At 58.2% G+C, this 24,656-nt stretch carries 21 protein-coding genes and 3 pseudogenes; 13 read left to right on the forward strand and 11 right to left on the reverse strand.

Annotated features, from left to right (window positions below):
* Window positions 1–160 precede the first annotated feature (160 nt).
* Both ACQY4M_RS12800 and ACQY4M_RS12805 read right to left on the reverse strand, forming a co-directional pair.
* The gene (locus ACQY4M_RS12800) at window positions 161–283 is read right to left on the reverse strand and encodes a hypothetical protein (protein WP_428544704.1); all 123 of its coding nucleotides are present in this window, start codon (window positions 281–283) and stop codon (window positions 161–163) included.
* A gap of 65 nt (window positions 284–348) precedes the next feature.
* Entirely contained in the window at window positions 349–1,392 is a 1,044-nt protein-coding gene (locus ACQY4M_RS12805; protein ID WP_428539227.1) for an IS5 family transposase, read from the reverse strand.
* A gap of 410 nt (window positions 1,393–1,802) precedes the next feature.
* Here ACQY4M_RS12805 and ACQY4M_RS12810 point away from each other — a divergent pair, with 410 nt between their 5' ends.
* Window positions 1,803–2,846 carry an IS5 family transposase gene (locus ACQY4M_RS12810; RefSeq protein WP_428539221.1) on the forward strand — a complete coding sequence of 348 codons (1,044 nt, stop codon included), beginning with the start codon at window positions 1,803–1,805 and terminating at the stop codon, window positions 2,844–2,846.
* 355 nt (window positions 2,847–3,201) lie between these two features.
* Window positions 3,202–4,172 (forward strand): annotated as a pseudogene (locus tag ACQY4M_RS12815) (IS3 family transposase); the annotation flags it as partial.
* A 152-nt stretch (window positions 4,173–4,324) separates the two neighbouring features.
* Here ACQY4M_RS12815 and ACQY4M_RS12820 read toward each other — a convergent pair.
* The gene (locus ACQY4M_RS12820; protein ID WP_428539227.1) at window positions 4,325–5,368 is read right to left on the reverse strand and encodes an IS5 family transposase; all 1,044 of its coding nucleotides are present in this window, start codon (window positions 5,366–5,368) and stop codon (window positions 4,325–4,327) included.
* 274 nt (window positions 5,369–5,642) lie between these two features.
* Here ACQY4M_RS12820 and ACQY4M_RS12825 point away from each other — a divergent pair, with 274 nt between their 5' ends.
* The 8 genes and pseudogenes from ACQY4M_RS12825 to ACQY4M_RS12860 form a co-directional block, all read left to right on the forward strand.
* On the forward strand, window positions 5,643–6,869 hold the full coding sequence (locus tag ACQY4M_RS12825) for an IS256 family transposase (RefSeq protein ID WP_428539582.1): 1,227 nt from the start codon (window positions 5,643–5,645) through the stop codon (window positions 6,867–6,869).
* Between the two features lie 162 nt (window positions 6,870–7,031).
* The gene (hflK, locus tag ACQY4M_RS12830; RefSeq protein ID WP_428544707.1) at window positions 7,032–8,168 is read left to right on the forward strand and encodes an FtsH protease activity modulator HflK; all 1,137 of its coding nucleotides are present in this window, start codon (window positions 7,032–7,034) and stop codon (window positions 8,166–8,168) included.
* Window positions 8,168–9,037 (forward strand): protease modulator HflC, encoded by an 870-nt coding sequence (gene hflC / locus ACQY4M_RS12835; RefSeq protein WP_428544710.1) that lies wholly within the window; start codon window positions 8,168–8,170, stop codon window positions 9,035–9,037. The genes hflK and hflC overlap by 1 nt, the downstream gene beginning before the upstream one ends.
* Window positions 9,034–9,228 (forward strand): DUF2065 domain-containing protein, encoded by a 195-nt coding sequence (locus ACQY4M_RS12840; RefSeq protein ID WP_428544713.1) that lies wholly within the window; start codon window positions 9,034–9,036, stop codon window positions 9,226–9,228. Before hflC ends, ACQY4M_RS12840 begins: the two co-directional genes overlap by 4 nt.
* A gap of 230 nt (window positions 9,229–9,458) precedes the next feature.
* Window positions 9,459–10,844 carry a Do family serine endopeptidase gene (locus ACQY4M_RS12845; protein ID WP_428545613.1) on the forward strand — a complete coding sequence of 462 codons (1,386 nt, stop codon included), beginning with the start codon at window positions 9,459–9,461 and terminating at the stop codon, window positions 10,842–10,844.
* 148 nt (window positions 10,845–10,992) lie between these two features.
* Window positions 10,993–11,643, forward strand: coding sequence for a pyridoxal-phosphate-dependent aminotransferase family protein (locus ACQY4M_RS12850; RefSeq protein WP_428544716.1), 651 nt, complete (start codon window positions 10,993–10,995; stop codon window positions 11,641–11,643).
* Between the two features lie 94 nt (window positions 11,644–11,737).
* The gene (locus ACQY4M_RS12855) at window positions 11,738–12,964 is read left to right on the forward strand and encodes an IS256 family transposase (RefSeq protein ID WP_428539582.1); all 1,227 of its coding nucleotides are present in this window, start codon (window positions 11,738–11,740) and stop codon (window positions 12,962–12,964) included.
* 30 nt (window positions 12,965–12,994) lie between these two features.
* A pseudogene (locus ACQY4M_RS12860) lies at window positions 12,995–13,591 on the forward strand (aminotransferase class V-fold PLP-dependent enzyme); the annotation flags it as partial.
* A 27-nt stretch (window positions 13,592–13,618) separates the two neighbouring features.
* Here ACQY4M_RS12860 and ACQY4M_RS12865 read toward each other — a convergent pair.
* The 4 genes from ACQY4M_RS12865 to ACQY4M_RS12880 form a co-directional block, all read right to left on the reverse strand.
* On the reverse strand, window positions 13,619–14,011 hold the full coding sequence (locus tag ACQY4M_RS12865; protein ID WP_428544719.1) for a DUF6858 family protein: 393 nt from the start codon (window positions 14,009–14,011) through the stop codon (window positions 13,619–13,621).
* Window positions 14,012–14,149: 138 nt separating this feature from the next.
* The gene (locus ACQY4M_RS12870; RefSeq protein WP_428544722.1) at window positions 14,150–15,118 is read right to left on the reverse strand and encodes a threonine/serine dehydratase; all 969 of its coding nucleotides are present in this window, start codon (window positions 15,116–15,118) and stop codon (window positions 14,150–14,152) included.
* A 1-nt stretch (window position 15,119) separates the two neighbouring features.
* The gene (gndA, locus tag ACQY4M_RS12875) at window positions 15,120–16,523 is read right to left on the reverse strand and encodes an NADP-dependent phosphogluconate dehydrogenase (RefSeq protein WP_428544725.1); all 1,404 of its coding nucleotides are present in this window, start codon (window positions 16,521–16,523) and stop codon (window positions 15,120–15,122) included.
* Between the two features lie 61 nt (window positions 16,524–16,584).
* The gene (locus tag ACQY4M_RS12880; protein ID WP_428544728.1) at window positions 16,585–17,700 is read right to left on the reverse strand and encodes a pyridoxal phosphate-dependent aminotransferase; all 1,116 of its coding nucleotides are present in this window, start codon (window positions 17,698–17,700) and stop codon (window positions 16,585–16,587) included.
* Between the two features lie 106 nt (window positions 17,701–17,806).
* On the opposite strand from ACQY4M_RS12880, the gene ACQY4M_RS12885 reads away from it, so the two are divergent.
* Both ACQY4M_RS12885 and ACQY4M_RS12890 read left to right on the forward strand, forming a co-directional pair.
* Window positions 17,807–17,974 (forward strand): Tat pathway signal protein, encoded by a 168-nt coding sequence (locus ACQY4M_RS12885; protein WP_428544731.1) that lies wholly within the window; start codon window positions 17,807–17,809, stop codon window positions 17,972–17,974.
* 182 nt (window positions 17,975–18,156) lie between these two features.
* A complete protein-coding gene (locus tag ACQY4M_RS12890; protein ID WP_428544734.1) occupies window positions 18,157–18,792 on the forward strand; it encodes a hypothetical protein in 636 nt (211 codons plus the stop codon).
* Between the two features lie 196 nt (window positions 18,793–18,988).
* Here ACQY4M_RS12890 and ACQY4M_RS12895 read toward each other — a convergent pair whose 3' ends face one another.
* From ACQY4M_RS12895 to ACQY4M_RS12905, 3 genes are all read right to left on the reverse strand, one after another.
* On the reverse strand, window positions 18,989–21,985 hold the full coding sequence (locus tag ACQY4M_RS12895) for a valine--tRNA ligase (RefSeq protein ID WP_428544737.1): 2,997 nt from the start codon (window positions 21,983–21,985) through the stop codon (window positions 18,989–18,991).
* 87 nt (window positions 21,986–22,072) lie between these two features.
* Window positions 22,073–22,825 (reverse strand): anti-sigma factor family protein, encoded by a 753-nt coding sequence (locus ACQY4M_RS12900; RefSeq protein ID WP_428544740.1) that lies wholly within the window; start codon window positions 22,823–22,825, stop codon window positions 22,073–22,075.
* A complete protein-coding gene (locus ACQY4M_RS12905) occupies window positions 22,822–23,331 on the reverse strand; it encodes an RNA polymerase sigma factor (RefSeq protein ID WP_428544743.1) in 510 nt (169 codons plus the stop codon). Before ACQY4M_RS12905 ends, ACQY4M_RS12900 begins: the two co-directional genes overlap by 4 nt.
* A 147-nt stretch (window positions 23,332–23,478) precedes the next feature.
* On the opposite strand from ACQY4M_RS12905, the pseudogene ACQY4M_RS12910 reads away from it, so the two are divergent.
* Window positions 23,479–24,233, forward strand: a pseudogene (locus ACQY4M_RS12910) (IS5 family transposase).
* Between the two features lie 13 nt (window positions 24,234–24,246).
* On the opposite strand, the gene ACQY4M_RS12915 reads toward ACQY4M_RS12910, so the two are convergent.
* Window positions 24,247–24,642, reverse strand: coding sequence for a COG4315 family predicted lipoprotein (locus ACQY4M_RS12915; RefSeq protein ID WP_428544746.1), 396 nt, complete (start codon window positions 24,640–24,642; stop codon window positions 24,247–24,249).
* Window positions 24,643–24,656 lie beyond the last annotated feature (14 nt).

Genomic DNA, 24,656 nt, shown 5'->3' on the forward strand with positions numbered 1-24,656 from the left:
CTTGGCGGTTCCAGCCGCCGGTTGGGTGGCTTCGATGCACCCGGAGATTACGCCGTCCTCGAATTTCCACCAAACTCGCGACACTACCTTGGCGAATAAATATTCCAAACACATTGGTCAGAATTTAGTGAAGTATTTTCACTCTCCTTGCAAGCTATACCTACGCAGATTTCCATTCCGTTTCGGGAATAATTATAGGGAACCTCTGTAAATTCCCGTTTTCGCCTTCTTCGCGGCGGGGTGGACGGTTTTTCGCCTGTCCCGCCTGATTGCTTCGGATCATAAACCCATTTTCACCGGTTTCAAGCCGGTTTTGGGTATTTCAGGCACACCTCACCCCATGAACCCTTATCCCGGCGCCGCCAGGCCGCATTCGAACTGGACGAAGCGCTTCATGTTGTAGACCAGGTTCATCATCCCGATGCGAAATCGCGCCCGCTTCAGGCCGATGGAGCGGATCAGCTTGCCGCCCATGGAGCGCTCCTGAAAAGCGAATACATGCTCGACCCGGACCCGCACTTTCGAGCGCCTCCGGTTGGCCTTTTGCTGGCGCTCGCCAAGCGGCTTGCCGCGCCTGCCCTTGTGATGGATATGGCTGTGAAGCCCCCGCTCTTCCAGCTCGCTTTCGATCTTTTGCGAGCGATAGGCGCTGTCGGCCCACAGGTCCGATGAGGTGTTGCTCGCATCAATCAGACCGGCAAGCGCCTGGCTGTCATGCACGGCGGCATCGGTGACATCATAAGCGCGGATGAATTTGTGCCGCCGGTCGACATTGATGTGGTTCTTGTAGCCGTAATAGCTCTTGCCGTGCTTCTTCGTCCAGCGCGCATCCACGTCCTTCTGGCGCTTCTTGTGGGGTTTTTCCTCCCACTCTTCAGGCGTTTCGCCCGCCTTGATTTTCTCGTTCTCGTCCCTTTTGTTGTGCTGGCGCGGCGCCGGAACGATGCTCGCATCAACAATCTGCCCGCCCATCGCCAGATAGCCCTTTTCGCGCAGAAAGGCATCGAACTTGTCAAACAGCTCCTTCATCTTCCCGGCCCCGGCCAGCCTTTCACGGTAGGCCCAGATGGTCTTGGCGTCAGGTACGCTGTCTTCAATGCCAAGGCCGAGAAACCGCATGAACGACAGGCGGTCGCGGATCTGATACTCGATCTGATCGTCAGAGAGGTTGTAGAGCTGCTGCAAAACCATCGTCTTGAATATCAGCACCTCATCCCAAGGCGGGCGGCCAGCGTTGGATTTGCGCTGTTCGGGCGGCGTGCGCCATATGGCCTTCAGCTCGTCCCGGTAATCCTCGAACGGCACCATGTCGTTGAGCAACACCAGCGGATCACCAGATTTGTCCAGTCCCGCGTATCGGCTGGAAAGATCAAAAAATCCCATCTGACCCATGACAAAACCCCGTCGGTCGAATCATTTTCATCCTGATGACGATTCTACCCCGTCAGGCCGGATTTTGGGGGATTTTTAGAGGTTCCCTATATTTCGCGGAATAAATAACGACCATAGAGCGAATACTGCTGAAAATAAAATCAACCCAATAGAATGCCAAATAACCCATTCACTCGAACCTCACATTTTCCCGTACAAAAACTAGTCGTATCCACATGTTGAACGGCACCACATCATGAAGAAATGCGTGGCAATCCGTGCATTTCATTATTTAATCTTGTCAGTATATTTGTTTGTCGCTTTCGCCTATGCGACGAAAACACTTAGTCTTAAAGACCTCTGCATAACATCGGGATTCCCCCGGGTTGGCCGTTTTGGTAAGCTAGCCGGGAAATCTCTGGGGTGAATAGATGGACCTTTTCCTGCACGAAGCGGCGGCACGGATCGGCGCGGATGACGTTCTGTCGAAGATCGACGCGCTGATGGATTGGAACTCGTTTTTGCCGATCCTGCGGCGCGGTCTGGGGCGCTCGGGGATCGGGCCTCAGGGCTATGATCCGCTGGTTCTGTTCAAGTGTCTTCTGGTTGGCCAGTGGCACGGGCTGAGCGACCCGAAGCTGGAGCGGGCCTTGAAGGTGCGGCTGGATTTCATGCTGTTCTGCGGGCTCGATCTGCACGCGTCGGTGCCGGATGAGACGACCCACTGCCGGTTCCGCAATGCGCTGGTCCGGGGTGGCGTTTACGATGAGCTGCTGGCCGAGGTCTGCCGCCAGATCGAGGCGCATGGGCTGAAGCTGAAAGAGGCTGAGGCGGCGATCATTGATGCGACCCTGATCGCGGCGGCGGCGCGCCCGCGCACCCATATCGACGCCCCGCAGGACCGGGCAGAGGACGGGGCAAGGGAAGGGACGCCGGATGATCCGCCCGAGGTCTCACCCGACGGGGCACAGCTGCATTTCAGCGCCGACCCTGATGCCCGCTGGGTCAAGAAGGGCCGCAAGAGCACGCTCGGCTACAAGGGCTTTGCCCGCTGCGACGAAGAGGGCTTTATCGACAAGGTGCACACCACGCCCGCCAATGCCGCCGAAAGCCCCGAATTCGCCACCATGATCGCGGGCGCAAAGGCGCAGCGGGTGCTGGCCGACAAGGCCTATGCGAGCAAGGCCAACCGCCAGATGCTGCGCGGCAAATACCGCGACGGCATCCTGCGCAAGGCAGCGCGCGGCCGCCCCCTGCGGCAATCGGAGAAACGCTTCAACCGGCTGATTTCGAAACGCCGCTTCCGCATCGAGCAGACTTTCGGCACGATGAAACGCCTCTTCGGCCTGCAGCGGGCGAGATATTTCGGGCGCGCCAGGGTGCATGCCCAGATGGTCATGGCCGCCATCGCGCAAAACCTGCTCAAGGCCGCAAACAGGATCACCCTCAACCCGCAAACCCCCGCAATCGCATAGCCCCAAACCCCGCCACCCGTCTGTCCGCCGGACCCGCAGGGGCGCAAGGTGGGCGGCCGAAATCTTGCTTCAACCGAAAGCCATGGCCTCATGCAGAGGTCTTTCTTAGTTAACGACCGACAGGTCCCGTGCATTTTTTTCGATCTGGAGGTTCTCGACTTCACCAAGCTCGGGTGCTGCAGGCTCAACCCCAAAAGTCGGATCCCCTTTGACAAGTTCCTGGAAGAAACCCGTAACCTCTTTCATTGCTTCGAATGAATCATCGAACCCTTCCAAAGTGCACGAGAATAGAGGTGGTCGCGGAAATTCGGACCAGTTGTTAAGGTGGATCGACTTATGAGAAAGACGATTCAAAATGACGAAACGAAAGAACCATTCTCCCGAATTCAAAGCCCGCGTTGCGCTTGAAGCAATCCGCGAGGAAATGACGATGGCGGAGCTGTCGAAGAAGTATGGTGTGCATCCAACCCAGATTGGCACATGGAAACGAGCAGCGATTGAAAACATGGCCACGGCATTTTCCAGACGGGGCCGTGATCCTGATCGGGTTGATGAAGCCCAGATTGAGAAGCTGCACTCCAAGATTGGTCAGCTGGTCGTGGAACGGGATTTTTTAGCCAACGCCTCGCAACAGTTGCTCGGGAAGCGAGGCAAAAAATGGTGAGCCGTGAGCATGATCTGAGTGTGCGACGACAATGCGGGCTACTTTCTCTGGCGCGCTCGAACCTGTATTACCAGCCAAAAGGCGAAAGTGCTGAAAATTTGCGGTTCATGACAATAATCGACAAGCAATTCTTGCAGACGCCGTGGTATGGATCACGGCAAATGGCCCGGCACATGCAGCGCCAAGGTTACAAGTGTGGTCGCCACAGGGTCCGCCGTTTGATGCGGCTGATGCGGTTGGTTCCGATCTACCAGACGCCCAACACGAGCAAGAAACATCCGCAGCATAAGATCTACCCGTATCTGCTGCGAGACCTGACGATTGATCGTCCAAACCATGTGTGGTGCGTAGATATCACCTACATTCCGATGCAGCGCGGGTTCCTCTATTTGGTCGCGATCATGGACTGGCACAGCCGCAAGGTTTTGAGCTGGAGATTGTCAAACAGCATGGAGGCAGATTTTTGCGTTGAAGCCCTGAAAGAGGCTATGGCCAAATACGGCAAGCCCGATATCATGAACAGCGACCAGGGCAGCCAGTTCACCGGGTTTGAATGGACGCAGGCGCTGAAAGAAGCCGACGTGAAAATCTCGATGGATGGCAAAGGTCGCTGGGTCGATAACCGGATGATCGAGCGGCTTTGGCGATCCTTGAAATACGAATGGGAACCTCTGTAAATTCCCGTTTTCGCCTTCTTCGCGGCGGGGTGGACGGTTTTTCGCCTGTCCCGCCTGATTGCTTCGGATCATAAACCCATTTTCACCGGTTTCAAGCCGGTTTTGGGTATTTCAGGCACACCTCACCCCATGAACCCTTATCCCGGCGCCGCCAGGCCGCATTCGAACTGGACGAAGCGCTTCATGTTGTAGACCAGGTTCATCATCCCGATGCGAAATCGCGCCCGCTTCAGGCCGATGGAGCGGATCAGCTTGCCGCCCATGGAGCGCTCCTGAAAAGCGAATACATGCTCGACCCGGACCCGCACTTTCGAGCGCCTCCGGTTGGCCTTTTGCTGGCGCTCGCCAAGCGGCTTGCCGCGCCTGCCCTTGTGATGGATATGGCTGTGAAGCCCCCGCTCTTCCAGCTCGCTTTCGATCTTTTGCGAGCGATAGGCGCTGTCGGCCCACAGGTCCGATGAGGTGTTGCTCGCATCAATCAGACCGGCAAGCGCCTGGCTGTCATGCACGGCGGCATCGGTGACATCATAAGCGCGGATGAATTTGTGCCGCCGGTCGACATTGATGTGGTTCTTGTAGCCGTAATAGCTCTTGCCGTGCTTCTTCGTCCAGCGCGCATCCACGTCCTTCTGGCGCTTCTTGTGGGGTTTTTCCTCCCACTCTTCAGGCGTTTCGCCCGCCTTGATTTTCTCGTTCTCGTCCCTTTTGTTGTGCTGGCGCGGCGCCGGAACGATGCTCGCATCAACAATCTGCCCGCCCATCGCCAGATAGCCCTTTTCGCGCAGAAAGGCATCGAACTTGTCAAACAGCTCCTTCATCTTCCCGGCCCCGGCCAGCCTTTCACGGTAGGCCCAGATGGTCTTGGCGTCAGGTACGCTGTCTTCAATGCCAAGGCCGAGAAACCGCATGAACGACAGGCGGTCGCGGATCTGATACTCGATCTGATCGTCAGAGAGGTTGTAGAGCTGCTGCAAAACCATCGTCTTGAATATCAGCACCTCATCCCAAGGCGGGCGGCCAGCGTTGGATTTGCGCTGTTCGGGCGGCGTGCGCCATATGGCCTTCAGCTCGTCCCGGTAATCCTCGAACGGCACCATGTCGTTGAGCAACACCAGCGGATCACCAGATTTGTCCAGTCCCGCGTATCGGCTGGAAAGATCAAAAAATCCCATCTGACCCATGACAAAACCCCGTCGGTCGAATCATTTTCATCCTGATGACGATTCTACCCCGTCAGGCCGGATTTTGGGGGATTTTTAGAGGTTCCCTATACAAAGAAGATGTTGCTGAATGTAAAGATGAGTCCAGTCACTGTGATTGGCGTGACCGAATTGCATTGAGCAGTTGTAGCTAGCGGGTAGTGTCGCGAGTTTGGTGGAAATTCGAGGACGGCGTAATCTCCGGGTGCATCGAAGCCACCCAACCGGCGGCTGGAACCGCCAAGGAGATCACGCCATGACAAAGAATACAGCAACATCGACATCCGCGCTACTGGCCAATGAAGCAGGCTATGACCCGATTGAAGACCGGCTGCGCCAGAACATCCGCGCGACGATCGAGGCGGTTTTCGAAGAGGAGCTGGAGCAGTTTCTGGGCCGTTGCCGGTATGGCCGCAGCGGCGGGGCAAAGGCCGGATACCGCCACGGGCATCGCGAGCGGCAACTGGTCGGAACATTTGGAACCGAAACGGTGCGCGTGCCGCGTGCGCGGATCACAGGCGAGGCCGGCAAGGCCAGAGAATGGCGCTCGAAGGCATTGCCCCGCTACCAGCGGCTGACGAAGAAGGCCGAGGCGCTGATCGCTGCTGTCTACCTTTCGGGCACCAACACACGGCGGGTAAAACGCGCCCTGTTCGGCCTGTTTCAGGGGGCGGTCAGCAAGGATGTGGTGAGCCGCGCCTGGCGCAAGGTGAAGGTGGACTGGCAGGCGTGGTGCGCCCGCAGCCTTGCGGATGAAGACATCGTGCGGCTGATCCTGGACGGCACCGTGATCAAAACGCGGATTGACAGGAAGGCCACCAATATCTCGGTTCTGGCCGCGATTGGCGTGCGCCGGGATGGGCAGAAGGTCTTGTTATCACTGATGAACATGGGCGGCGAAAGCACCTCCGCCTGGCGTCAGTTCATCAACGATCTGGATGCGCGCGGGTTGAAACGGCCCGAATTTGTCATCGTGGACGGGGCACCGGGACTTGAGGTCGCTCTCATTGCCCTCTGGGGTGAAGATCTGCCGATCCAGAGGTGCACGGTGCACAAGCACCGCAACCTTCTGGCCAAGGCACCCAAGCGTATGCATGATGAGTTGACAGAAGATTACCGCGACATGATCTACGCCAAAACACCCGAGGAAATCGCCACCCGCCGCAAGGCATTTCTGCGAAAATGGCGGCTGAAATGCAAGGCCGTCGCTGACAGCTTGGAAGAAGCAGGAGATAAGCTTTTCACCTTCACGCGTCTGCCACAAGGCCAGTGGAAATCGGCCAGAACGACAAATGCGATCGAACGCCTGAACGAGGAATTCCGCCGCCGCATCAAGACCCAGACCGTGCTGCCATGCGCCGAGACCGTGCCGATGCTGCTTTGGGCTCTGATGGCCTCGGGGCAGATCGTCATGCGAAAGGTCGATGGCTGGGAAACGCTCGCTCAGCCCGTCGCCGACGCAACCCTTGACCAAGCCGCCTGACCGGCGCATAACTCAACCCGCTCGGAGGTGCCTGAAATCAATTTCCACCACTTTCGAGACACAACCAAAACCCGCACCGCGTAAATTCACCGGTGCAGACGACTTGTAATTCGCCTATACAGGATACAGGTTAGGTAGAGTATTTGAACATAAGGAAGCTCAATGGCTGGAAATAATGGCGGACCCTGGGGTGGAGGCGGCAACAACGGCGGCGATGACAAGCGCGGCGGTGGTGGCAAGCGGCCCGGACAGGACGGACCACAAATCCCCGAACTCGAAGAAATCGTGAAAAAAGGTCAGGAGCAGCTGCGCGTGCTGATGGGTGGCGGTCGCGGACGCGGCGGCAACGGCAGTGGCGGCCAAGGTGGTCAGCCCACAGGTCCTGCATTGACCAAAGGCACCATCGGCCTTGGCTTGCTGGCGGCTGCTGTGGTCTGGAGCTTTGCTTCGTTTTATACAGTCAAACCCGAAGAGCAGTCGGTTGAACTGTTCCTTGGCAAATATTCGCAAACCGGCAATCCGGGTCTGAACTTTGCGCCCTGGCCTGTTGTCTCCAAAGAGGTGGTGATCGTAACGCGCGAACGCACGGTTGATATCGGTGTTGGCAATCGCGGCGGGGACGCCGGTCTGATGCTGACAGGGGACGAAAACATCGTTGATATCGATTTTCAGGTGGTATGGAACATTAATGATCCCGCCAAATTCCTGTTTACGCTGGAAAATCCTGATCTGACCATTCAGGCCGTTTCGGAATCAGCCATGCGCGAGATCATCGCCCAATCCAATCTGGCCCCGATCCTGAACCGGGATCGCGGGGCGATTGCCAGCAAACTGCAAGAGCTGATCCAGTTCACACTTGATAGCTACGACAGTGGCATCAACATCGTGCGCGTCAACTTTGACCGCGCCGATCCGCCAAGGGAAGTGATCGCAGCCTTCCTTGATGTGCAAGCCGCCGAACAGGAACGCGACCAGTTGGAAAAAGAGGCTGACGCCTATGCCAACAAGAAACAGGCCGAAGCGCGCGGTCAATCCGCGCAAATCCTGCAGGTTGCCGAAGGCTATCGCGCCCGTGTGGTGAATGAGGCCGAAGGGGAAGCCAGCCGGTTCTCGGCCGTTCTGTCGGAATATCAGAAAGCACCGGAAGTAACGCGCCAGCGGCTCTATCTGGAAACGATGGAAGAAGTGCTGGGCAATGTCGACAAAATTATTCTGGATGAAAATTCGCAAGGGGGGCAGGGTGTTGTGCCCTATCTGCCGCTAAACGAGTTACGGCGTAATAGCGGGGGGAACAACTGATGCGTAAGACAACTTTGATACTGCCAATTGCTTTTGTGATCGTAATCGCAGCACTGTCCTCGGTTTTTGTCGTCACAGAAAAAGAAAAGGCACTTGTGCTGCAATTCGGTAAAGTCGTTATGGTGAAAGAGGATCCCGGTCTGGGTTTCAAAATCCCGTTGATTCAGGAAGTGGTTAAATATGACGACCGTATCCTTTCGCTGGACACACCGGAATTGCAGATCACCCCGCTGGATGACCGCCGTTTGGTGGTTGACGCCTTTGCCCGTTACCGGATCACGGATGTAAACAAATTCCGTCAGGCCGTGGGTGTCGGTGGTATTCGCACCGCGCAATCGCGGCTGGATTCAATCCTGCGCGCCCAAACCCGCGAGGTGCTGGGCTCGGTTAACTCCAATGACATCCTGAGTGTGGATCGTGCCGCGCTGATGGTAAAAATTCGCGACGGGGCGGCTGCCAAAGCGCGTAGCTTGGGTGTTACGATCATCGACGTGCGCCTGAAACGCACCGATTTGCCGCCGGAAAACCTGAAAGCCACCTTTGGCCGGATGCGGGCCGAACGCCAACGCGAAGCAACAGACGAGCGCGCCCGTGGCGCCGAGGCCGCGCAGCGGGTTCGGGCACAGGCAGACCGGACGGTGGTTGAACTGGTATCGGATGCCAAACGGCAAGCTGAAATCATCCAGGGTGAGGCAGATGCCAAGCGGAACGCGATTTTTGCCAAAGCCTATGGGGCTGATCAGGAATTTTTCCGCTTCTACCGGTCGCTTTCGGCCTATCGCAATTCACTGAAAGGCAGCAATACAACGATAGTTCTGTCGCCTGATAGTGAATTCTTTAACTACCTGAAATCGGCAAATCCTGAATGACGGATCAGATCATTCTGGCCTTCGGGCTGGTATTGGTGATCGAGGGGCTGGTGTACGCACTGGCCCCTTGGCTTGTGGAATCCCTGCTGGAAACCATGAAAGAAATGCCATTGGAAACGCGCCGTCGTATCGGGCTGGTGGCGGTTGCATTGGGGGTTGCGCTGGTGTGGCTGGCCAAGGGGTTTGGCTGAATTATTCTTCACAACCAGTTGATTTTTCACACAGGGGTTTGTGTTCTGCGGATTTAGGCCTATCTATAGGACAACAGGCAATAATGCGGTGTATCGCCGTGCAGTGTGTCTTTTGAACCCAAAATAAGGAGCCCTTAGACGTGATACCCAAGGCTATTTCCAAATCGGTCGCGCAAAACAGGCAGGCCAGTTCGCTCATTCATAAAACCGGATTTCTGGCACTCGCGGCGATGCTGCTTGTGCTTCAGGCCGTTATGGCACATGCCCGCAGCGGCCCGGACAGCTTTGCTGATCTGGCTGAAAAAATCAGCCCGTCAGTAGTGAATATTACCACGACCACCACAATTGCCGCCCCTATGGGGCAAGGCCCTGTTGTTCCCGAAGGGTCTCCGTTCGAGGATTTCTTTCGCGACTTCATGGATCGCGGCGGTAATGGTGCCCCGCCCCGCCGTTCACAGGCGCTTGGCTCGGGGTTTGTGATTTCCGAGGACGGTTATATCGTCACCAACAACCACGTTATCGCCGAAGCCGACGAAATCGAGATCGAGTTTTTCTCGGGCGAGGTTCTGCCAGCCAAACTGATTGGCCGCGACCCCAAGGTCGATATTGCACTGCTGAAAGTCGAGAGCGACAAGCCTTTGCCGTTCGTTTCTTTCGGGGACAGCGACATCATGCGCGTTGGCGACTGGGTGATGGCGATGGGCAATCCGCTGGGTCAGGGGTTCTCGGTTTCTGCCGGTATTATTTCGGCTCGCAATCGTGAGTTGTCGGGCACCTATGATGATTATCTGCAAACCGATGCCGCCATCAACCGCGGCAATTCGGGCGGCACGCTGTTCAATATGGACGGCGAAGTTATCGGTGTGAACACCGCGATCCTGTCGCCCAATGGTGGCTCGATCGGGATTGGCTTTTCGATGGCCTCGAACGTGGTGACACGGGTTGTGGACCAGCTTAAGGAATTTGGTGAAACCCGCCGTGGCTGGCTGGGTGTGCGCATTCAGGACGTGACCGATGATGTGGCCGAAGCACTGGGGCTGGACAAAGCCGCCGGTGCATTGGTCACCGATGTTCCCGAAGGTCCGGCAGCCGAGGCCGGCATAAAATCTGGGGATGTGATCACCGCATTTGATGGTGTTCCCGTGCCCAATACCCGTGCATTGGTGCGGCAGGTTGGCAATACCCAAGTTGGGAAAGAAGTTCGCGTTGTCGTGTTGCGGGATGGCAAAACCCAGACGCTGAAAATCACACTTGGGCGTCGTGAAACGGCCGAAGGTGACGTCCCCGCAAGCGAAAATACAGCGCCCCAAGCCCCTGTCGAAAAGGGTGTCCTGGGCCTGATTGTCACCAGCATGACGGATGAGCTGCGCCAACAACTGGGCCTGCCCGAAGATGCGGAAGGACTTGTTGTAAAAGATGTGGACGAAGCATCGCAAGCCTTTGAGAAAGGTTTGCGGGCAGGGGATGTGATCACAGAAGCTGGCCAGCAAAAGGTTGCTACCGTGGCCGATCTGGAAGCCCGCATTGCCGATGCCAAAGAGGCCGGACGCAAGTCGCTGTTACTTCTGGTGCGCCGCGCAGGCGAGCCACGATTTGTGGCGCTGTCGCTGCAATAGGCGTTGCCTTTAACTGATAACCTTAAAGCCCTCGCAATTTGCGGGGGCTTTTGTTTTTGGTGGGCCACTCAAAGAAACGGCATGCGGAATTGACGCCCGCAGGGCAAGGCAATAGCGTCAGCGGGAACCAATCCTGGAGAATCCCCCTATGACCCTATCCCACGGCCGCCCCTACCTTGCCATTCCCGGACCATCCGTGGTGCCGGACAGGGTGTTGCAGGCGATGCACCAGCCCGCGCCCAATATCTATGGCGGGGCGCTGGCCGATACGGTGCGCAGCATCATTGTGGATCTGAAGACCGTAGTGCGCACACAGCATCAGGCCGCCATCTATATAGCCAACGGGCACGGCGTATGGGAAGCGGCGCTGGCCAATGTTCTGTCACGCGGGGACAAGGTTCTGGTGCTGGCAACGGGGCTGTTTGGCCTTGGCTGGGCCAATATGGCCGAACGGTTGGGGGCCGAGGTGGAGATTCTGGATTACGGCAAACGTTCGGACATTGATCTGGCGCAGGCCGAGGCTGTTTTACGCGCCGACACCGAAGGCCGGATCAAGGCGGTGATGGCGGTGCATGTGGACACCTCGACATCGGTGCGCAACGACATTCCGGCGCTGCGGGCGGTGATGGACCAGACCGGGCATGACGCCCTGCTGATGGTGGATTGCATCGCGTCATTGGCGGTTGAGCGGTTCGAGATGGACGCATGGGGCGTTGATGTGGTGGTCGCAGCCTCGCAAAAGGGGATCATGGTGCCACCGGGGCTGGGTTTTGTGTTTTTCAACGACAAGGCGGGGTAGTGTCGCGAGTTTGGTGGAAATTCGAGGACGGCGTAATCTTAGGGTGCATCGAAGCCACCCAACCGGCGGCTGGAACCGCCAAGGAGATCACGCCATGACAAAGAATACAGCAACATCGACATCCGCGCTACTGGCCAATGAAGCAGGCTATGACCCGATTGAAGACCGGCTGCGCCAGAACATCCGCGCGACGATCGAGGCGGTTTTCGAAGAGGAGCTGGAGCAGTTTCTGGGCCGTTGCCGGTATGGCCGCAGCGGCGGGGCAAAGGCCGGATACCGCCACGGGCATCGCGAGCGGCAACTGGTCGGAACATTTGGAACCGAAACGGTGCGCGTGCCGCGTGCGCGGATCACAGGCGAGGCCGGCAAGGCCAGAGAATGGCGCTCGAAGGCATTGCCCCGCTACCAGCGGCTGACGAAGAAGGCCGAGGCGCTGATCGCTGCTGTCTACCTTTCGGGCACCAACACACGGCGGGTAAAACGCGCCCTGTTCGGCCTGTTTCAGGGGGCGGTCAGCAAGGATGTGGTGAGCCGCGCCTGGCGCAAGGTGAAGGTGGACTGGCAGGCGTGGTGCGCCCGCAGCCTTGCGGATGAAGACATCGTGCGGCTGATCCTGGACGGCACCGTGATCAAAACGCGGATTGACAGGAAGGCCACCAATATCTCGGTTCTGGCCGCGATTGGCGTGCGCCGGGATGGGCAGAAGGTCTTGTTATCACTGATGAACATGGGCGGCGAAAGCACCTCCGCCTGGCGTCAGTTCATCAACGATCTGGATGCGCGCGGGTTGAAACGGCCCGAATTTGTCATCGTGGACGGGGCACCGGGACTTGAGGTCGCTCTCATTGCCCTCTGGGGTGAAGATCTGCCGATCCAGAGGTGCACGGTGCACAAGCACCGCAACCTTCTGGCCAAGGCACCCAAGCGTATGCATGATGAGTTGACAGAAGATTACCGCGACATGATCTACGCCAAAACACCCGAGGAAATCGCCACCCGCCGCAAGGCATTTCTGCGAAAATGGCGGCTGAAATGCAAGGCCGTCGCTGACAGCTTGGAAGAAGCAGGAGATAAGCTTTTCACCTTCACGCGTCTGCCACAAGGCCAGTGGAAATCGGCCAGAACGACAAATGCGATCGAACGCCTGAACGAGGAATTCCGCCGCCGCATCAAGACCCAGACCGTGCTGCCATGCGCCGAGACCGTGCCGATGCTGCTTTGGGCTCTGATGGCCTCGGGGCAGATCGTCATGCGAAAGGTCGATGGCTGGGAAACGCTCGCTCAGCCCGTCGCCGACGCAACCCTTGACCAAGCCGCCTGACCGGCGCATAACTCAACCCGCTCGGAGGTGCCTGAAATCAATTTCCACCACTTTCGAGACACAACCAAGGCGGATGCGGCACGGGAAAAGGTGGATCTGGTCAGTTCCTATTGGGACTGGCGGCCACGGGCGCAGCCGGATGATTTTTACCAGTATTTCGCCGGCACCGCCCCGACGCACCATATCTTTGGCTTGCGCGAGGCGCTGGACATGCTGGTGCACGAAGAAGGGCTGGAGGCCGCATGGGCGCGCCACGCCAGGCTGGCACAGGCGGTCTGGGCGGCGTTTGACGCCTGGGGGGAGATGGGGCCGGCCGAGCTGAACATTTCGGATGCGGCCAAACGCAGCCATGCGGTGACAGCGGTGCGCATCGGCGCGCCCGAAGGCACGGCGCTGCGGGATTGGGTGAGTGAAAAGGCGGGGGTGACGCTGGGCATCGGCATTGGCATGGCCCCGCCGGGCGACCCGGCCTGGCACGGATTTTTCCGCATTGGCCACATGGGGCATGTAAACGCGCATATGCTGTTGGGTGTGTTGGGCGTGATCGAGGCGGGTATGGACGCGCTGGGTATCGAGCACGGCGACGGCGCGCTGTCGGCCGCGGCGCGGGTGGTGGCAAGCGCCTGATAATTCAGGCGCTTTCGGTATTGTCTATCAGGTCTTGTCCGCCAGCGCCTTGCACCATTCTTCCATTGCGTCTGTGGCCATTGGCATGGGTGGCTCCATGAACGAGATGTGGAAGTGGTCGCCCATATCGGTCACGCCGATCGAGCGCGGGCGCACGGCCAGAACGCGCGGGTTGGGGAGTTTGACGCCAAAACAGAACAGGATGTTTTTAGCGTCCTTGATTTCGGGGGCAACGTCGCCGTCAATGGTTTTTGTGTGACTCAGGTGGTCGAAAATACCGATGTAGGCCACTTTCGGGTGGGCATCGATGTTGACCTTCAACGCGGCAAGGATGTCGTCAACCGAAGTTAGCGAGGTTTCGTCTTTGCCGATTTGCAGATCGAATGTGGGGTATTTTTCCATCAACAGGGATTGTTTCATTACTGGCGTCCTTTTGGTTGGGATTGGACGGGGGACATGACATCGCTGGTGTGAAATGGCGATGTGGCAGTTTGTCGTTACTGGCGGGATATTAGATTTTATGCCTGCGGCGCGGATATTTGTGGAACAGTAATGGCGTTAGCCAACCAGCCCCATAAACCGGTCCCGGCTGATGTTGGCACCGCAGGCCAGCAGGCCGATGTTTTTGCCTGCGCAATGTTCTTTCAGCGGCCCCAGCGCGCCGGTGAGCGAGGCGGCACAGGCCGGCTCGACCATCAGTTTCAGGGCGCTGTTCATCAGGCGCATGGTGGCGCGCAGTTCGTCATCGGTGACGCGCGCAATGTCGGTGACATTTTCGCGGGTCAGTTCATAGGAATAGGGCAATGCGGTAGGCGAGCCGAGGGAGTCCGCGATTGTTTCGACCTTGTCCAGACGTTCGGGGGTGCTGGACTGGAAACTGCGGAACATGCTGTCGGCGCCGTAAGGTTCGACCCCGAAGATTTCGATGCTCGGGTTCAGCAGTTTCAGTGCCTTTGACATGCCGCTGATCAACCCGCCACCGCCAACCGGCAGGATCACGACATCAAGGTTGGCTGTATCTTCGAACATTTCCGCGCCGCAGGTGGCGGCGCCAAGTGACATATTATAGCCCTCGAACGGGTGGACCACGCTGCGGCCCTCGGTATCGGCGATCTGCTCCATCACCGAGAAAACCTCGTGAATATCATCGCACAGCACCAGTTCCGCGCCCAAGGCACGGCAGCCGTCAATGCGGATCGGATCGGCGGTTTTCGGGATGGCGATTTTGGCCGAGGTGCCCGCCGCCTGTGCCGCCCATGCCAGCGCCAGCGCGTGATTGCCGCCGCTGGCCGCCGTGACACCGGCGGCGCGCTGATCCGGCGTCAGGGCCTGCACCGACAACAGGTTACCGCGCGCCTTGAATGATCCGGCCTTTTGAAACAGCTCCAGTTTCATCACCGCGTTCGAGCTTTTGGGCAGCAGTTCTTCCAGCCCCGTCTGGCGCAAGTCCAGCACCGGAGTGTGGATGATCTGGCCTGCGATTTGCTGTTGCGCGGCTTTGATGGCTTCAAGGGTGATGTCGTCCATATCAGCTGTTCCAGGGTCCGTGTTGCACACCGTCCTTGTCTATCCGTTTGAACCCGTGTTCACCAAAGAAATCGCGCTGGGCCTGAATCAGGTTCGTGCTGCCACGGGCGGTGCGGATGCTGTCATACCACGCCAAGGCACCGGCCAGAACCGGCACGGGGATGCCGTTTGTAACGGCGCTGGCGACCACGCGGCGCAGGGGCGCGATGGTGCTGTCCAGACGGGCGCGGATGGCGGGGGCAAGGATCAGTTCGCCCTGGGGCGGGCCGCTGCGCAGGGCGTCGGCCAGATCGTCCAGCAGGGATGATCGGATGATACAGCCTGCGCGCCAGATTTCGGCGATGCGGGGCAGGTTCAGGGACCAGTCGTATTCCTCCGACGCGGCCTTAAGCACGCGAAACCCCTGTGCATGGCCAAGGATGCGCGCGGCCAACAGGGCGGCTTGCAGATCATCGGTTTCGGGCAGGTCGGCCAGGGAGGTGGCCGCTGTCAACAGCCCTTGGGCCACCTCGCGGGTCTGTTTTTCCGAGGACCACGCGCGCGCCGCGACCGCACCTTCGATTGCGCTGGCGGACTGGCCCAGTTTCAGCGCCTCGATCACGGTCCAGCGGCCAGTGCCCTTTTGCCCCGCCTGATCATTGATCAGATCGACCATTGGCTTGCCGGTTTCGGGGTCAACGGCCTGCAACACCTTGCCGGAAATCTCGATCAGGTAGGAGTGCAGCGGGCCGTCGTTCCAGCCCGCAAACAGCGCGCCGATTTTGGCGGCATCCCATCCCGCCACATCGCGCAGCAGCGCATAGATTTCGGCAATCGCCTGCATATCGGCGTATTCGATACCGTTGTGCACGGTTTTCACGAAATGCCCCGCGCCATCGGGGCCGAGGTGGTCAACGCAAGGGTCGCCCTGATATTTCGCAGCAATCGCTTGCAGGATCGGTTTAAGCTGCGCCCAGCTGTGTTTTGTGCCGCCAACCATCATTGATGGCCCGTGCCGCGCGCCGCTTTCGCCGCCCGAAACGCCCATACCGACGAAATGCAAATCCTGTTCTGCCATTAATGCGCTGCGCCGCCGTGTGTCGTGGAAATTGGCGTTGCCGCCGTCGATGATTGTGTCACCCGGTTCCAGAAGCGGCGTTACCGCCTTTATCATCATATCCATCGGTTTGGTTGAGGGGATCATGAACAGGATGACCCGCGGGGTGGCAAGGCCCTGAATGAATTCTTCCAAAGTATCAAAAGGATGCAGGTTTTTCGCCAGATCGCCGGCCTCTTGCATAAACGGTGCGATCCAGTCGGTTTCGCGGTTGGTCACCGCCACTTGAAACCCGTGTTCCGCCATGTTCAGCGCCAATGCGCTGCCCATGGTTCCCAACCCGTAGACGCCGATCTGTGCTTTTGACATGGTCTGTCCTTTATTTTTGTTAGCGCAAACATATACCTGTGCCGCCGGGAATTCCAGCGCCTCACACAGATTTGTTGCGGGCGGCATCAAGCGCCTTGGGAAGGGTGGTTTCCAGCAGGTCAAGATCAGCGGGCGTGCCGGCCGAAATGCGGATGCAGCGGTCTTCGGGGGCGGTAAAGGGCATGCGGATGAAGATATCCCGCGCGCCCAGTTCAGCCACAACGGCGCGGGCAAAATCGCCATCGCGTCCGCAATCAATGGTGACGAAATTGGTGGCCGAGGGCAGGGGTGTCAGGCCGTTGGCGCGGGCAATATCGCTGATCCGGTTGCGGGCGGTGGCGACCTTGGCAAGGGTTTGTTGCAGGTAGTCCTGATCCTGCAACGCGGCGAGTGCACCGGCCTGTGAAATGCGGCTCATGCCGAAATGGTCGCGCACTTTGGTGAAACTGCCGATCAGGTCCTTGTGGCCAATCGCAGCGCCAACGCGGGCACCGGCCATGCCGTAAGCCTTGGAAAAGGTGCGCATCCGGATCACACGCGGGTCATCGGCGTTGACCGGCGGGGCGGTGCCCTCGGGGGCAAATTCGACATAGGCTTCGTCCAGCACCAGAAGGCAGCCGTCCGGCAGGCGGTTGATCATGTCGCTGATCACGCCTGCGCTGTGCCAGCTGCCCATCGGGTTGTCGGGGTTGGCAAGGTAGATCAGTTTTGCATCCACCTCGGTTGACTTTACGATCAGGGCATCGGGATCCTCATGATCGTCCTTGAACGGCACCTGCACCAACGCGCCGCCAAAACCGTTCACATGGTAGTTGAAGGTGGGGTAGGCGCCGGCGGATGTGACCACCTTGTCGCCCTGTGCGACCGTCATGCGCACCAGTGAGCCGAGCAGTCCGTCAATGCCCGCACCAATCACGATGTTGTCCATGGTGACGCCGTGGTGGGCGGCCAAGGCATCGCGCAGATCATGGCTGGCGCTGTCGCCATACATCCAGGTTTCGGGCACCACGTCCTGCATCGCCTTGATCGCCTTGGGCGAGGGGCCGAAAACGTTTTCATTCGCACCAAGGCGGGCCGCAAAAGCGCGGCCACGGGCGCGTTCCTGCACCTCGGGGCCAACGAAAGGCGTGGTGGCAGGAAGCGAGGCGATCAGCGGGGTGTATCTGGGTGTGTTCATGGACGAATAGAAACCGCAAAACCGGCGGGGCGGCAAGGGGGGAGGGTTGAAAAAACTGCCTTGCACCCCCAGATAAGAATTACTCGCAACTACAATGGGTAATTTTATGAGTGCTAAAATGACACGCCGTGGCTTTCTTGCCACCACCGCCGCTGCCAGCGTTGTTCGCAGCGTGCCAACCCTTGCCACCCGCGCGGGTGGACGCCGCATCCTGACGCTGGTTTATGACAAATCGCTGGGCATGATGCGGGCGATTGAACGGGTTGTGCACTAACCCGCCATCACACAGAGCAGTTCGAACATTATAGAGGCGCCCGGAGACGGGGTGGAAGAAAGTGTCGCTCATTGCGTGGTCCTGACGATTGGTTTAACCAGACGGTAAGCCCGCTGCATGTTTTGTGGCAAGGGTAAATGGTATTTCGCCATAATTGGCGCGTTTGGACTGGAAAGCCCGCTATGCTGAGAAAGACAATTCTTGTCGCTGTGTTAGGGCTTGGAGCGGGGGGTGTCTATATCGGTTGGCGCTACCCGTCGGTGATCCGCGATATAATCAAAGGGCCGGCCAATACGGTGTCAGTGCAAGGGGTGGGTGCGGATATAGTGCTGCCCGATACGGCAACCTTTCGGCAGGATACGGCGGAATGGGCCGGTGATACGATGGGGCAGACCACGGACACGCTTGGGCGGTATGGCTGCACCGTATCCAGCGTAGCAAATGCCATCAGCAATGTGACGGGCACGCCGATTTCACCCAAACAGTTGAACGAAAAGCTGGGTCAGGTCGGCGGGTATACCAGCCGCGGCTGGCTGATCTGGAGCAAGGTGGCCGAGGCCACAGATGGGGCCGTGCAGATTAAAGTGCATGATGAACCCACCCACGAGGGAATTGCGGCTTGCATGGCCGATGGTGGCTATCCGGTTGTGAAAATCAAACTGGGCGGGGTGATCCCGCATTGGGTGTTGCTGGTTGGACGCAAGGATGGCGAATATATCATGCGTGACCCGTTGGTCGGGGCGCCGGATGATCCGGCAATTCCGGTATCTGTGCGCGGCAAGACGATTTATTCCTTGCGGTGTTTGTCAAAAGCCTAGTTGTATTCCATCCGTCCGGTTAACGCCCTGCCTTGCATCTGCAAAACAGGGCGTCTTCCAAATGGGCGGCCATCGGCGTCCCCGCCTGTACCGCCCCTGTAGATTGGCGTATCTTGGTTTCCAAATGGTTAAAATATCCCCGCCGGAGGCATAAAAGTTTTCTTGCCTGCGGCGCGGATATTTGGGCCATTTGGAATTAGCCCATATCGGTCAGACGCTGCATCGCGGCTTTCAGTTTGCTGGCTTCTTCTTCTTTCTGGGCCAATAACTCGCGGCTTTCGGCCACAACGTCTTCGGGCGCGCTGGCGACGAATTTGGGGTTGTTTAGGCGGCCCTTCAGCCCCCCCATATCCTTTTCCAGTTTTCCAAGCGTTTTTTCGAGGCGTTCTTTTTCCGCTGAAATATCAATGATATCGGCCAGCGGCAGGGCAAATACGCCACCTTCCACTGCAATCGTCACGGCCCCTTTGGGCAACTCGGGCGCGTCTGTCAGGCTTTCGATACGGGCAAGGCGTTTGATCAGGGCTTGGTTATTGGCCCAGGCGGTGCGGCCTGCGTCGTCCAGTTCCTGAACCAGCATCGGGATTTTCGCGCCTGCGGGCACATGCATTTCGGTGCGCACACTGCGGATGCTTTCGATCAGCGAAATTGCCCAGTTCATTTCGTGATCCGCCACCGCGTCGACCATTTCGGCGGCTGTATAAGTGGGCCAATCGGCATGGACCAGCATTTTGGGTCGATCCGTGATGCTGCCCCACAGTTCTTCGGTAATGAAGGGCATGATCGGGTGCAACATGATCAGGCACTGGTCAATCACCCATGCCATCGTGGCGCGGGTTTCGGCGATTGCGGCCTGATCTTCGCCAAAGAAAATCGGTTTGCTCAGCTCCACATACCAGTCACAGACCTTGCCCCAGACAAAGGCATAAAGCCCCGATGCGGCGTCGTTGAAGCGGTAGGCATCCAGTGAGGCGTTCAGGTGATCCAGCGCGCGGGCGGTTTCGCCGGTGATCCATTTGTTCAAGGTCTGGGTGCAGGATTTCGGATCAAAACCCGGCTGCGGCACACATTCGTTCATTTCGGCAAAACGGGTGGCGGACCACAGTTTGGTGCCGAAATTCCGGTAGCCTTTGACGCGTTCGGTTGACAGTTTCAGGGTGCCGCCGATGGAGGCCATCGAGGTCATGGTGAAACGCACAGCGTCGGCACCAAATTCGTCGATCATATCCAGCGGGTCGATGACATTGCCCAGCGTTTTGGACATTTTCACACCTTTTTCGTCGCGCACCAGCTGGTGCAGATAAACGGTGTGAAACGGCACCTGGCCGGTGACTTCAAGCTGCATCATCATCATGCGTGCGACCCAGAAGAACAGGATGTCCTGCCCCGTGATCAGGGTGGAGGTGGGGAAGTATTTTTGCAGTTCCGGCGTGTCCTCGGGCCAGCCCAAGGTGCCGATGGGCCAGAGGCCGGAGGAGAACCATGTGTCGAGGACATCGGGGTCGCGGGAAAGCTTAATGGTAGTTGGTTCGGGATCATTGTCGCCCCAAGCGGAACCAAGAATATTAGGAATTGCTTCTGCCTGATAACCGCTGCCAAACAATGCGGTGGGATCTGTCTTTTCTATGGTTATTTCGATTTCCGTGCCATAATAGTCTTTAGCTTTATTAAGCACTTCTTGCTCAGATGATGCGCAAAACTGTTTTTTACCAAGACTCGAAAATGCGTCGTAGCCATCAGATAAGATGGTTTTCCCCTTTTCCAATGAAGGCCCATACCAAACTGGTATCTGGTGCCCCCACCAAAGCTGCCTTGAAATACACCACGGCTCGATGTTGTTCATCCAGTGGAAATACACCTTCTCGCCGCTTTCGGGGATGATTTTCACACGTCCGTCCGACACAGCCTCGCGGGCAGGGCCGGCCAATTTGGCGGCGTCCACATACCATTGATCGGTCAGCATCGGTTCCATCACCACCTTACTGCGGTCACAGAACGGCTGCATGATCTTTTTGTCCTCGACCATGATCATCAGGCCTTCGGCGTCGATATCTTTGATTACCGCCTTGCGGGCCTCAAAACGGTCCATGCCGCGATAGGCGTCGGGCACAAGGTTCAGCGCATCGATCTCGGCTTCGTCCCACTCGGCCCCTTCGGAAATTTCCTTGGCCCGCGTCGCGGCGGTTTTGTAATCGGCGCCATCGCTGCGCATGTGGGCGCGGGTGTCCATCAGGCGATACATCGGGATGTTGTTGCGTTTGGCAACACCGTAATCGTTTTCATCATGGGCGCCGGTGATTTTCACCGCCCCCGATCCAAAGGTCATATCGGGATATTCATCGGTGATGATCGGGATCAGGCGGCGGTGTTCCTTTGGTCCGACCGGAATTTCGCACAGTTTGCCAACGATGGGCGCATAGCGTTCGTCATCAGGGTGCACAGCCACCGCGCCATCGCCCAGCATGGTTTCGGGGCGGGTGGTGGCGATGGAGATATAATCGCGCTCTTCCTCCAGCACGATATTGCCGTCCTCGTCCTTTTCCACATAGGTATAGGTCGCGCCACCGGCCAGCGGGTATTTGAAGTGCCACATGTGGCCGTCGACTTCGATATTCTCGACCTCGAGATCGGAAATCGCGGTTTCGAAATGCGGATCCCAGTTGACCAGCCGCTTGCCGCGATAGATCAGGCCTTTGTTATAGAGATCGACGAATACTTTCAGCACGGCGTCGTGGAAGTTTTCATCCATGGTAAAGGCGTTGCGGTCCCAGTCACAGGATGCGCCAAGGCGTTTGAGCTGGTTGATAATGGTCGAGCCGTATTTCTCTTTCCACTCCCATACCTTTTCGATGAACGCCTCGCGGCCCATGTCGGCGCGGGATGGCAGGCCCTGTTCGGCCAGCATCTTTTCGACTTGTAGCTGGGTGGCGATACCGGCGTGGTCCTGTCCGGGCTGCCACAGGGTGTCATGGCCGCGCATCCGGTGCCAGCGGGTCAGCACGTCTTGCAGTGTGTTGTTAAAGGCATGACCGATGTGCAGCGCGCCGGTGACGTTGGGCGGCGGGATCATGATGGAAAATGTTTCCGCGCCCTCTTTGGCATTCGCACCGGCCGCAAAGGCGCCGCTGCTTTCCCAAGCCTTGTAAATCCGCGCCTCGGCCGATGCCGCGTCAAAGTTCTTTTCCATCGCCATGTTCGTCGTCCCGCATGAAATCATTGGTCAGGCAGGGTCTAACGAATGATGCAGGCAAGGGGAAGGCCGGTTTTGGTGTAAAACCCGCTATGAAAACGCCTGATAGACCTGAACGGCGATTTTGTTTAGCTGATCGCGGGGCAGATCGCCAACAAGGGCGAACCGCAGGTTTTCGTCCTGCCAGTAGAAACTGTTGGTATCGCCCTCATTTTTGAACTCGAATTCGGCCATTTGGCTGTTGTCGCTGCGCACGGCAAACAGGGTGATGCGGGTGCCGTCGGCATTTTCATACATGAATTGCGCCGCAGGGCCTTCGGTAGCAGACAGCAACCGCCCGCCAACCAGTTCGAACCCGTTGGCCGACAGATCGGGGGCCGACAGTTTTTCACCAACGCGGTTTGACAGCCAGCGGATCAGCAGGTCTTCGTCATTGGCCTTGATTTCGACTGGGCGGTTCGGATCGGCGGTGAAAACGGCGTGGGCGGCGATGGCCTCGGTCACAAGGCCGGCCACCTGTATTTCGGTACTTTGCGGCGCCGCGCCACGGCCCGTCCAGCCCAGCGCAATGCCAACTGCCAGAATGGCAACCGAAGCGGCAATGGCCCGCCAAGGGGCGCGGTTGGTGTTGGCCACGGGTGCAATTTCGGGCAGTTCAATCGGCATATCGGGGGCCGGGAACAGCTCGCGGATCGCATCATTTTGCGCGGCCCAGTCGGCGACTTCTTCGGCGCGGTCGGGATTTTCGGCAAGATAGGCCTCGACCAGCGCCATGTCGGCATCGTTTAGCTGCCCGTCCACAAAGGCGTGCAGCATATCGGGTGTCACATTAGGTTGGGTCATGAGGCCCCCTTCAGGTCGGCTGTTGGCACATCGGCCATTAAATCGCGTAGTTTCGCCCGTGCGCGGCCAAGGCGTGACATCAATGTGCCCAGCGGCACGTTCAGGGCAACGGCTGCCTGTTTATAACTGACACCCCCCAACACTACGAGCAAAAGCGCCTCGCGTTGGTCATCGGGCAGCTTTTTCATGGCCCGCGCGGTTTGCGATAGGGCCAGTTTCTGGTCCAGCGCATCGGGGGCGGCCGGATCATGGTGCATATCATCCATCGCTACCAGTTGCGGGCGGCGTGACTGGGTGCGCATATGGTTGCGATAAAGGTTTAAAAGCATTTTCATCAACCACGGTTTCAAGGCGCCGGTCTGTTTCCACAAATCACGTTTGCGCAGGGCGCGTTCGGCGCAATCCTGCACCAGATCGTCGGCCATAGTCCGGTCACGGGTCAGGGCATAGGCATAGCGCCAGAGATCCGGCAGGCAATCCTGTAACTGGGTTCGAAATTCCGGCATGGTGTCCAATCAAATTCGGGCGGCCCCAAGGACGGGACCACCCATTGCCTTACCCTAGGGGACAGGATTAGGGTTAAAACCCAATCAACCTGTTGATTTTGCGATATGTGTCTGATTCACTGCGGGAAAACGAGCCGGAGGTGGATGATGACGGAAGGGTTTTGGCTCTCGGATCAAGCGTGGGCGGCGATCAAACCGCTGTTGCCGCACAATCAACCGGGCGCGCGCAGGAAAGATGACCGACGGGTGATCAGCGGGATCATCCATGTTCTGAAGTCGGGCTGTCGCTGGAAGGACTGCCCGCGCGAATACGGCCCGCCGACGACCATCTACAACCGGTTCAACCGCTGGAGCCGGCGTGGACTGTGGCAGAAGATTTTCGCGGAGTTGGTCGGACAGGCGGAAATCCCACACGAACTGAGTATCGATTCCACTGCCGTTCGGGCGCATCGCTCGGCGCATGGCGGAAAAGGGGGGCGAAGATTCACTGCATCGGGCGCTCGCGTGGCGGGCCCACGACGAAAATACACGCGTTGACAGATGGTTACGGGCGCATTGCCGCGTTCAGTCTGACCCCCGGAAACATTGCCGACATCTCGGCTGCCCCTGCTCTGCTGGCAACCATGCCCGCACCACGCCGCCTGCTCGGCGACCGGGGCTATGATGCAAACAGCCTGCGCGCAACTCTTGCGCGGGCCGGAACAGAGGCCGTCATCCCCTCCACCCGATCCCGAAAACGCCCCATCCCCCATGATGTGCAGGCTTATCGCGCTCGCAACCTGATCGAACGCGCCTTCTGCCGCCTCAAGGATTTCCGCCGCATTGCCACCCGCTATGACAAACTGGCTCAAAACTTCCTGTCAGCCGTCGCTATCGCTGCCTTTATCCTGTGGTGGACTTGATTGAGTCTCGACCCTAGGGCTTGGCAACATGCCATACGCCTTTGACGCCGTCACCGGTCATGTCACCACGGGCCTTGTCTTTGAACCATGTGTAAAGGGCCATACCATCATAGGCCCACTGCTTGGACCCATCTGCACGGGTGATGACCGAAAAATCGCCTGTCTTGCTGGCATTGGCGGCGGCCATCAGCGGGGGCCACTTTTCCGCGCAACCACCGTTGCAGTTGGAAACACCTTTGGTGTCTTTGTCGAACGTATACAGTGTCATGCCATTGCTGTCGGCAAAATATTTCTCACCGTCCGCGGTGATCGCATAGATGGCGGCTTTTGGGGCTTGTGTGTCGGCCAGAACGCTCCCTGCGGACAGGGTAGAGGTGATAGCGGCGGCAATCAGAAGGGATTTGAACATCGTGTTCTCCTAAA

The organism is Profundibacter sp., from assembly GCF_965277155.1.
Lineage (GTDB): Bacteria > Pseudomonadota > Alphaproteobacteria > Rhodobacterales > Rhodobacteraceae > Profundibacter.

What these genes read in the sequence shown, in the direction of transcription:
- ACQY4M_RS12870 (WP_428544722.1), bottom strand. Translation starts at nt 15,118, where the DNA reads ATGGACGACATCACCCTTGAAGCCATCAAAGCCGCGCAACAGCAAATC.
- ACQY4M_RS12880 (WP_428544728.1), bottom strand. Translation starts at nt 17,700, where the DNA reads ATGAACACACCCAGATACACCCCGCTGATCGCCTCGCTTCCTGCCACC.
- ACQY4M_RS12820 (WP_428539227.1), bottom strand. Translation starts at nt 5,368, where the DNA reads ATGGGTCAGATGGGATTTTTTGATCTTTCCAGCCGATACGCGGGACTG.
- ACQY4M_RS12805 (WP_428539227.1), bottom strand. Translation starts at nt 1,392, where the DNA reads ATGGGTCAGATGGGATTTTTTGATCTTTCCAGCCGATACGCGGGACTG.
- ACQY4M_RS12885 (WP_428544731.1), top strand. Translation starts at nt 17,807, where the DNA reads ATGAGTGCTAAAATGACACGCCGTGGCTTTCTTGCCACCACCGCCGCT.
- ACQY4M_RS12915 (WP_428544746.1), bottom strand. Translation starts at nt 24,642, where the DNA reads ATGTTCAAATCCCTTCTGATTGCCGCCGCTATCACCTCTACCCTGTCC.
- ACQY4M_RS12895 (WP_428544737.1), bottom strand. Translation starts at nt 21,985, where the DNA reads ATGGCGATGGAAAAGAACTTTGACGCGGCATCGGCCGAGGCGCGGATT.
- ACQY4M_RS12890 (WP_428544734.1), top strand. Translation starts at nt 18,157, where the DNA reads ATGCTGAGAAAGACAATTCTTGTCGCTGTGTTAGGGCTTGGAGCGGGG.
- ACQY4M_RS12845 (WP_428545613.1), top strand. Translation starts at nt 9,459, where the DNA reads ATGCTGCTTGTGCTTCAGGCCGTTATGGCACATGCCCGCAGCGGCCCG.
- ACQY4M_RS12825 (WP_428539582.1), top strand. Translation starts at nt 5,643, where the DNA reads ATGACAAAGAATACAGCAACATCGACATCCGCGCTACTGGCCAATGAA.
- ACQY4M_RS12855 (WP_428539582.1), top strand. Translation starts at nt 11,738, where the DNA reads ATGACAAAGAATACAGCAACATCGACATCCGCGCTACTGGCCAATGAA.
- gndA (WP_428544725.1), bottom strand. Translation starts at nt 16,523, where the DNA reads ATGTCAAAAGCACAGATCGGCGTCTACGGGTTGGGAACCATGGGCAGC.
- hflC (WP_428544710.1), top strand. Translation starts at nt 8,168, where the DNA reads ATGCGTAAGACAACTTTGATACTGCCAATTGCTTTTGTGATCGTAATC.
- ACQY4M_RS12840 (WP_428544713.1), top strand. Translation starts at nt 9,034, where the DNA reads ATGACGGATCAGATCATTCTGGCCTTCGGGCTGGTATTGGTGATCGAG.
- ACQY4M_RS12900 (WP_428544740.1), bottom strand. Translation starts at nt 22,825, where the DNA reads ATGACCCAACCTAATGTGACACCCGATATGCTGCACGCCTTTGTGGAC.
- ACQY4M_RS12865 (WP_428544719.1), bottom strand. Translation starts at nt 14,011, where the DNA reads ATGAAACAATCCCTGTTGATGGAAAAATACCCCACATTCGATCTGCAA.
- ACQY4M_RS12905 (WP_428544743.1), bottom strand. Translation starts at nt 23,331, where the DNA reads ATGCCGGAATTTCGAACCCAGTTACAGGATTGCCTGCCGGATCTCTGG.
- ACQY4M_RS12850 (WP_428544716.1), top strand. Translation starts at nt 10,993, where the DNA reads ATGACCCTATCCCACGGCCGCCCCTACCTTGCCATTCCCGGACCATCC.
- ACQY4M_RS12810 (WP_428539221.1), top strand. Translation starts at nt 1,803, where the DNA reads ATGGACCTTTTCCTGCACGAAGCGGCGGCACGGATCGGCGCGGATGAC.
- ACQY4M_RS12800 (WP_428544704.1), bottom strand. Translation starts at nt 283, where the DNA reads ATGATCCGAAGCAATCAGGCGGGACAGGCGAAAAACCGTCCACCCCGC.
- hflK (WP_428544707.1), top strand. Translation starts at nt 7,032, where the DNA reads ATGGCTGGAAATAATGGCGGACCCTGGGGTGGAGGCGGCAACAACGGC.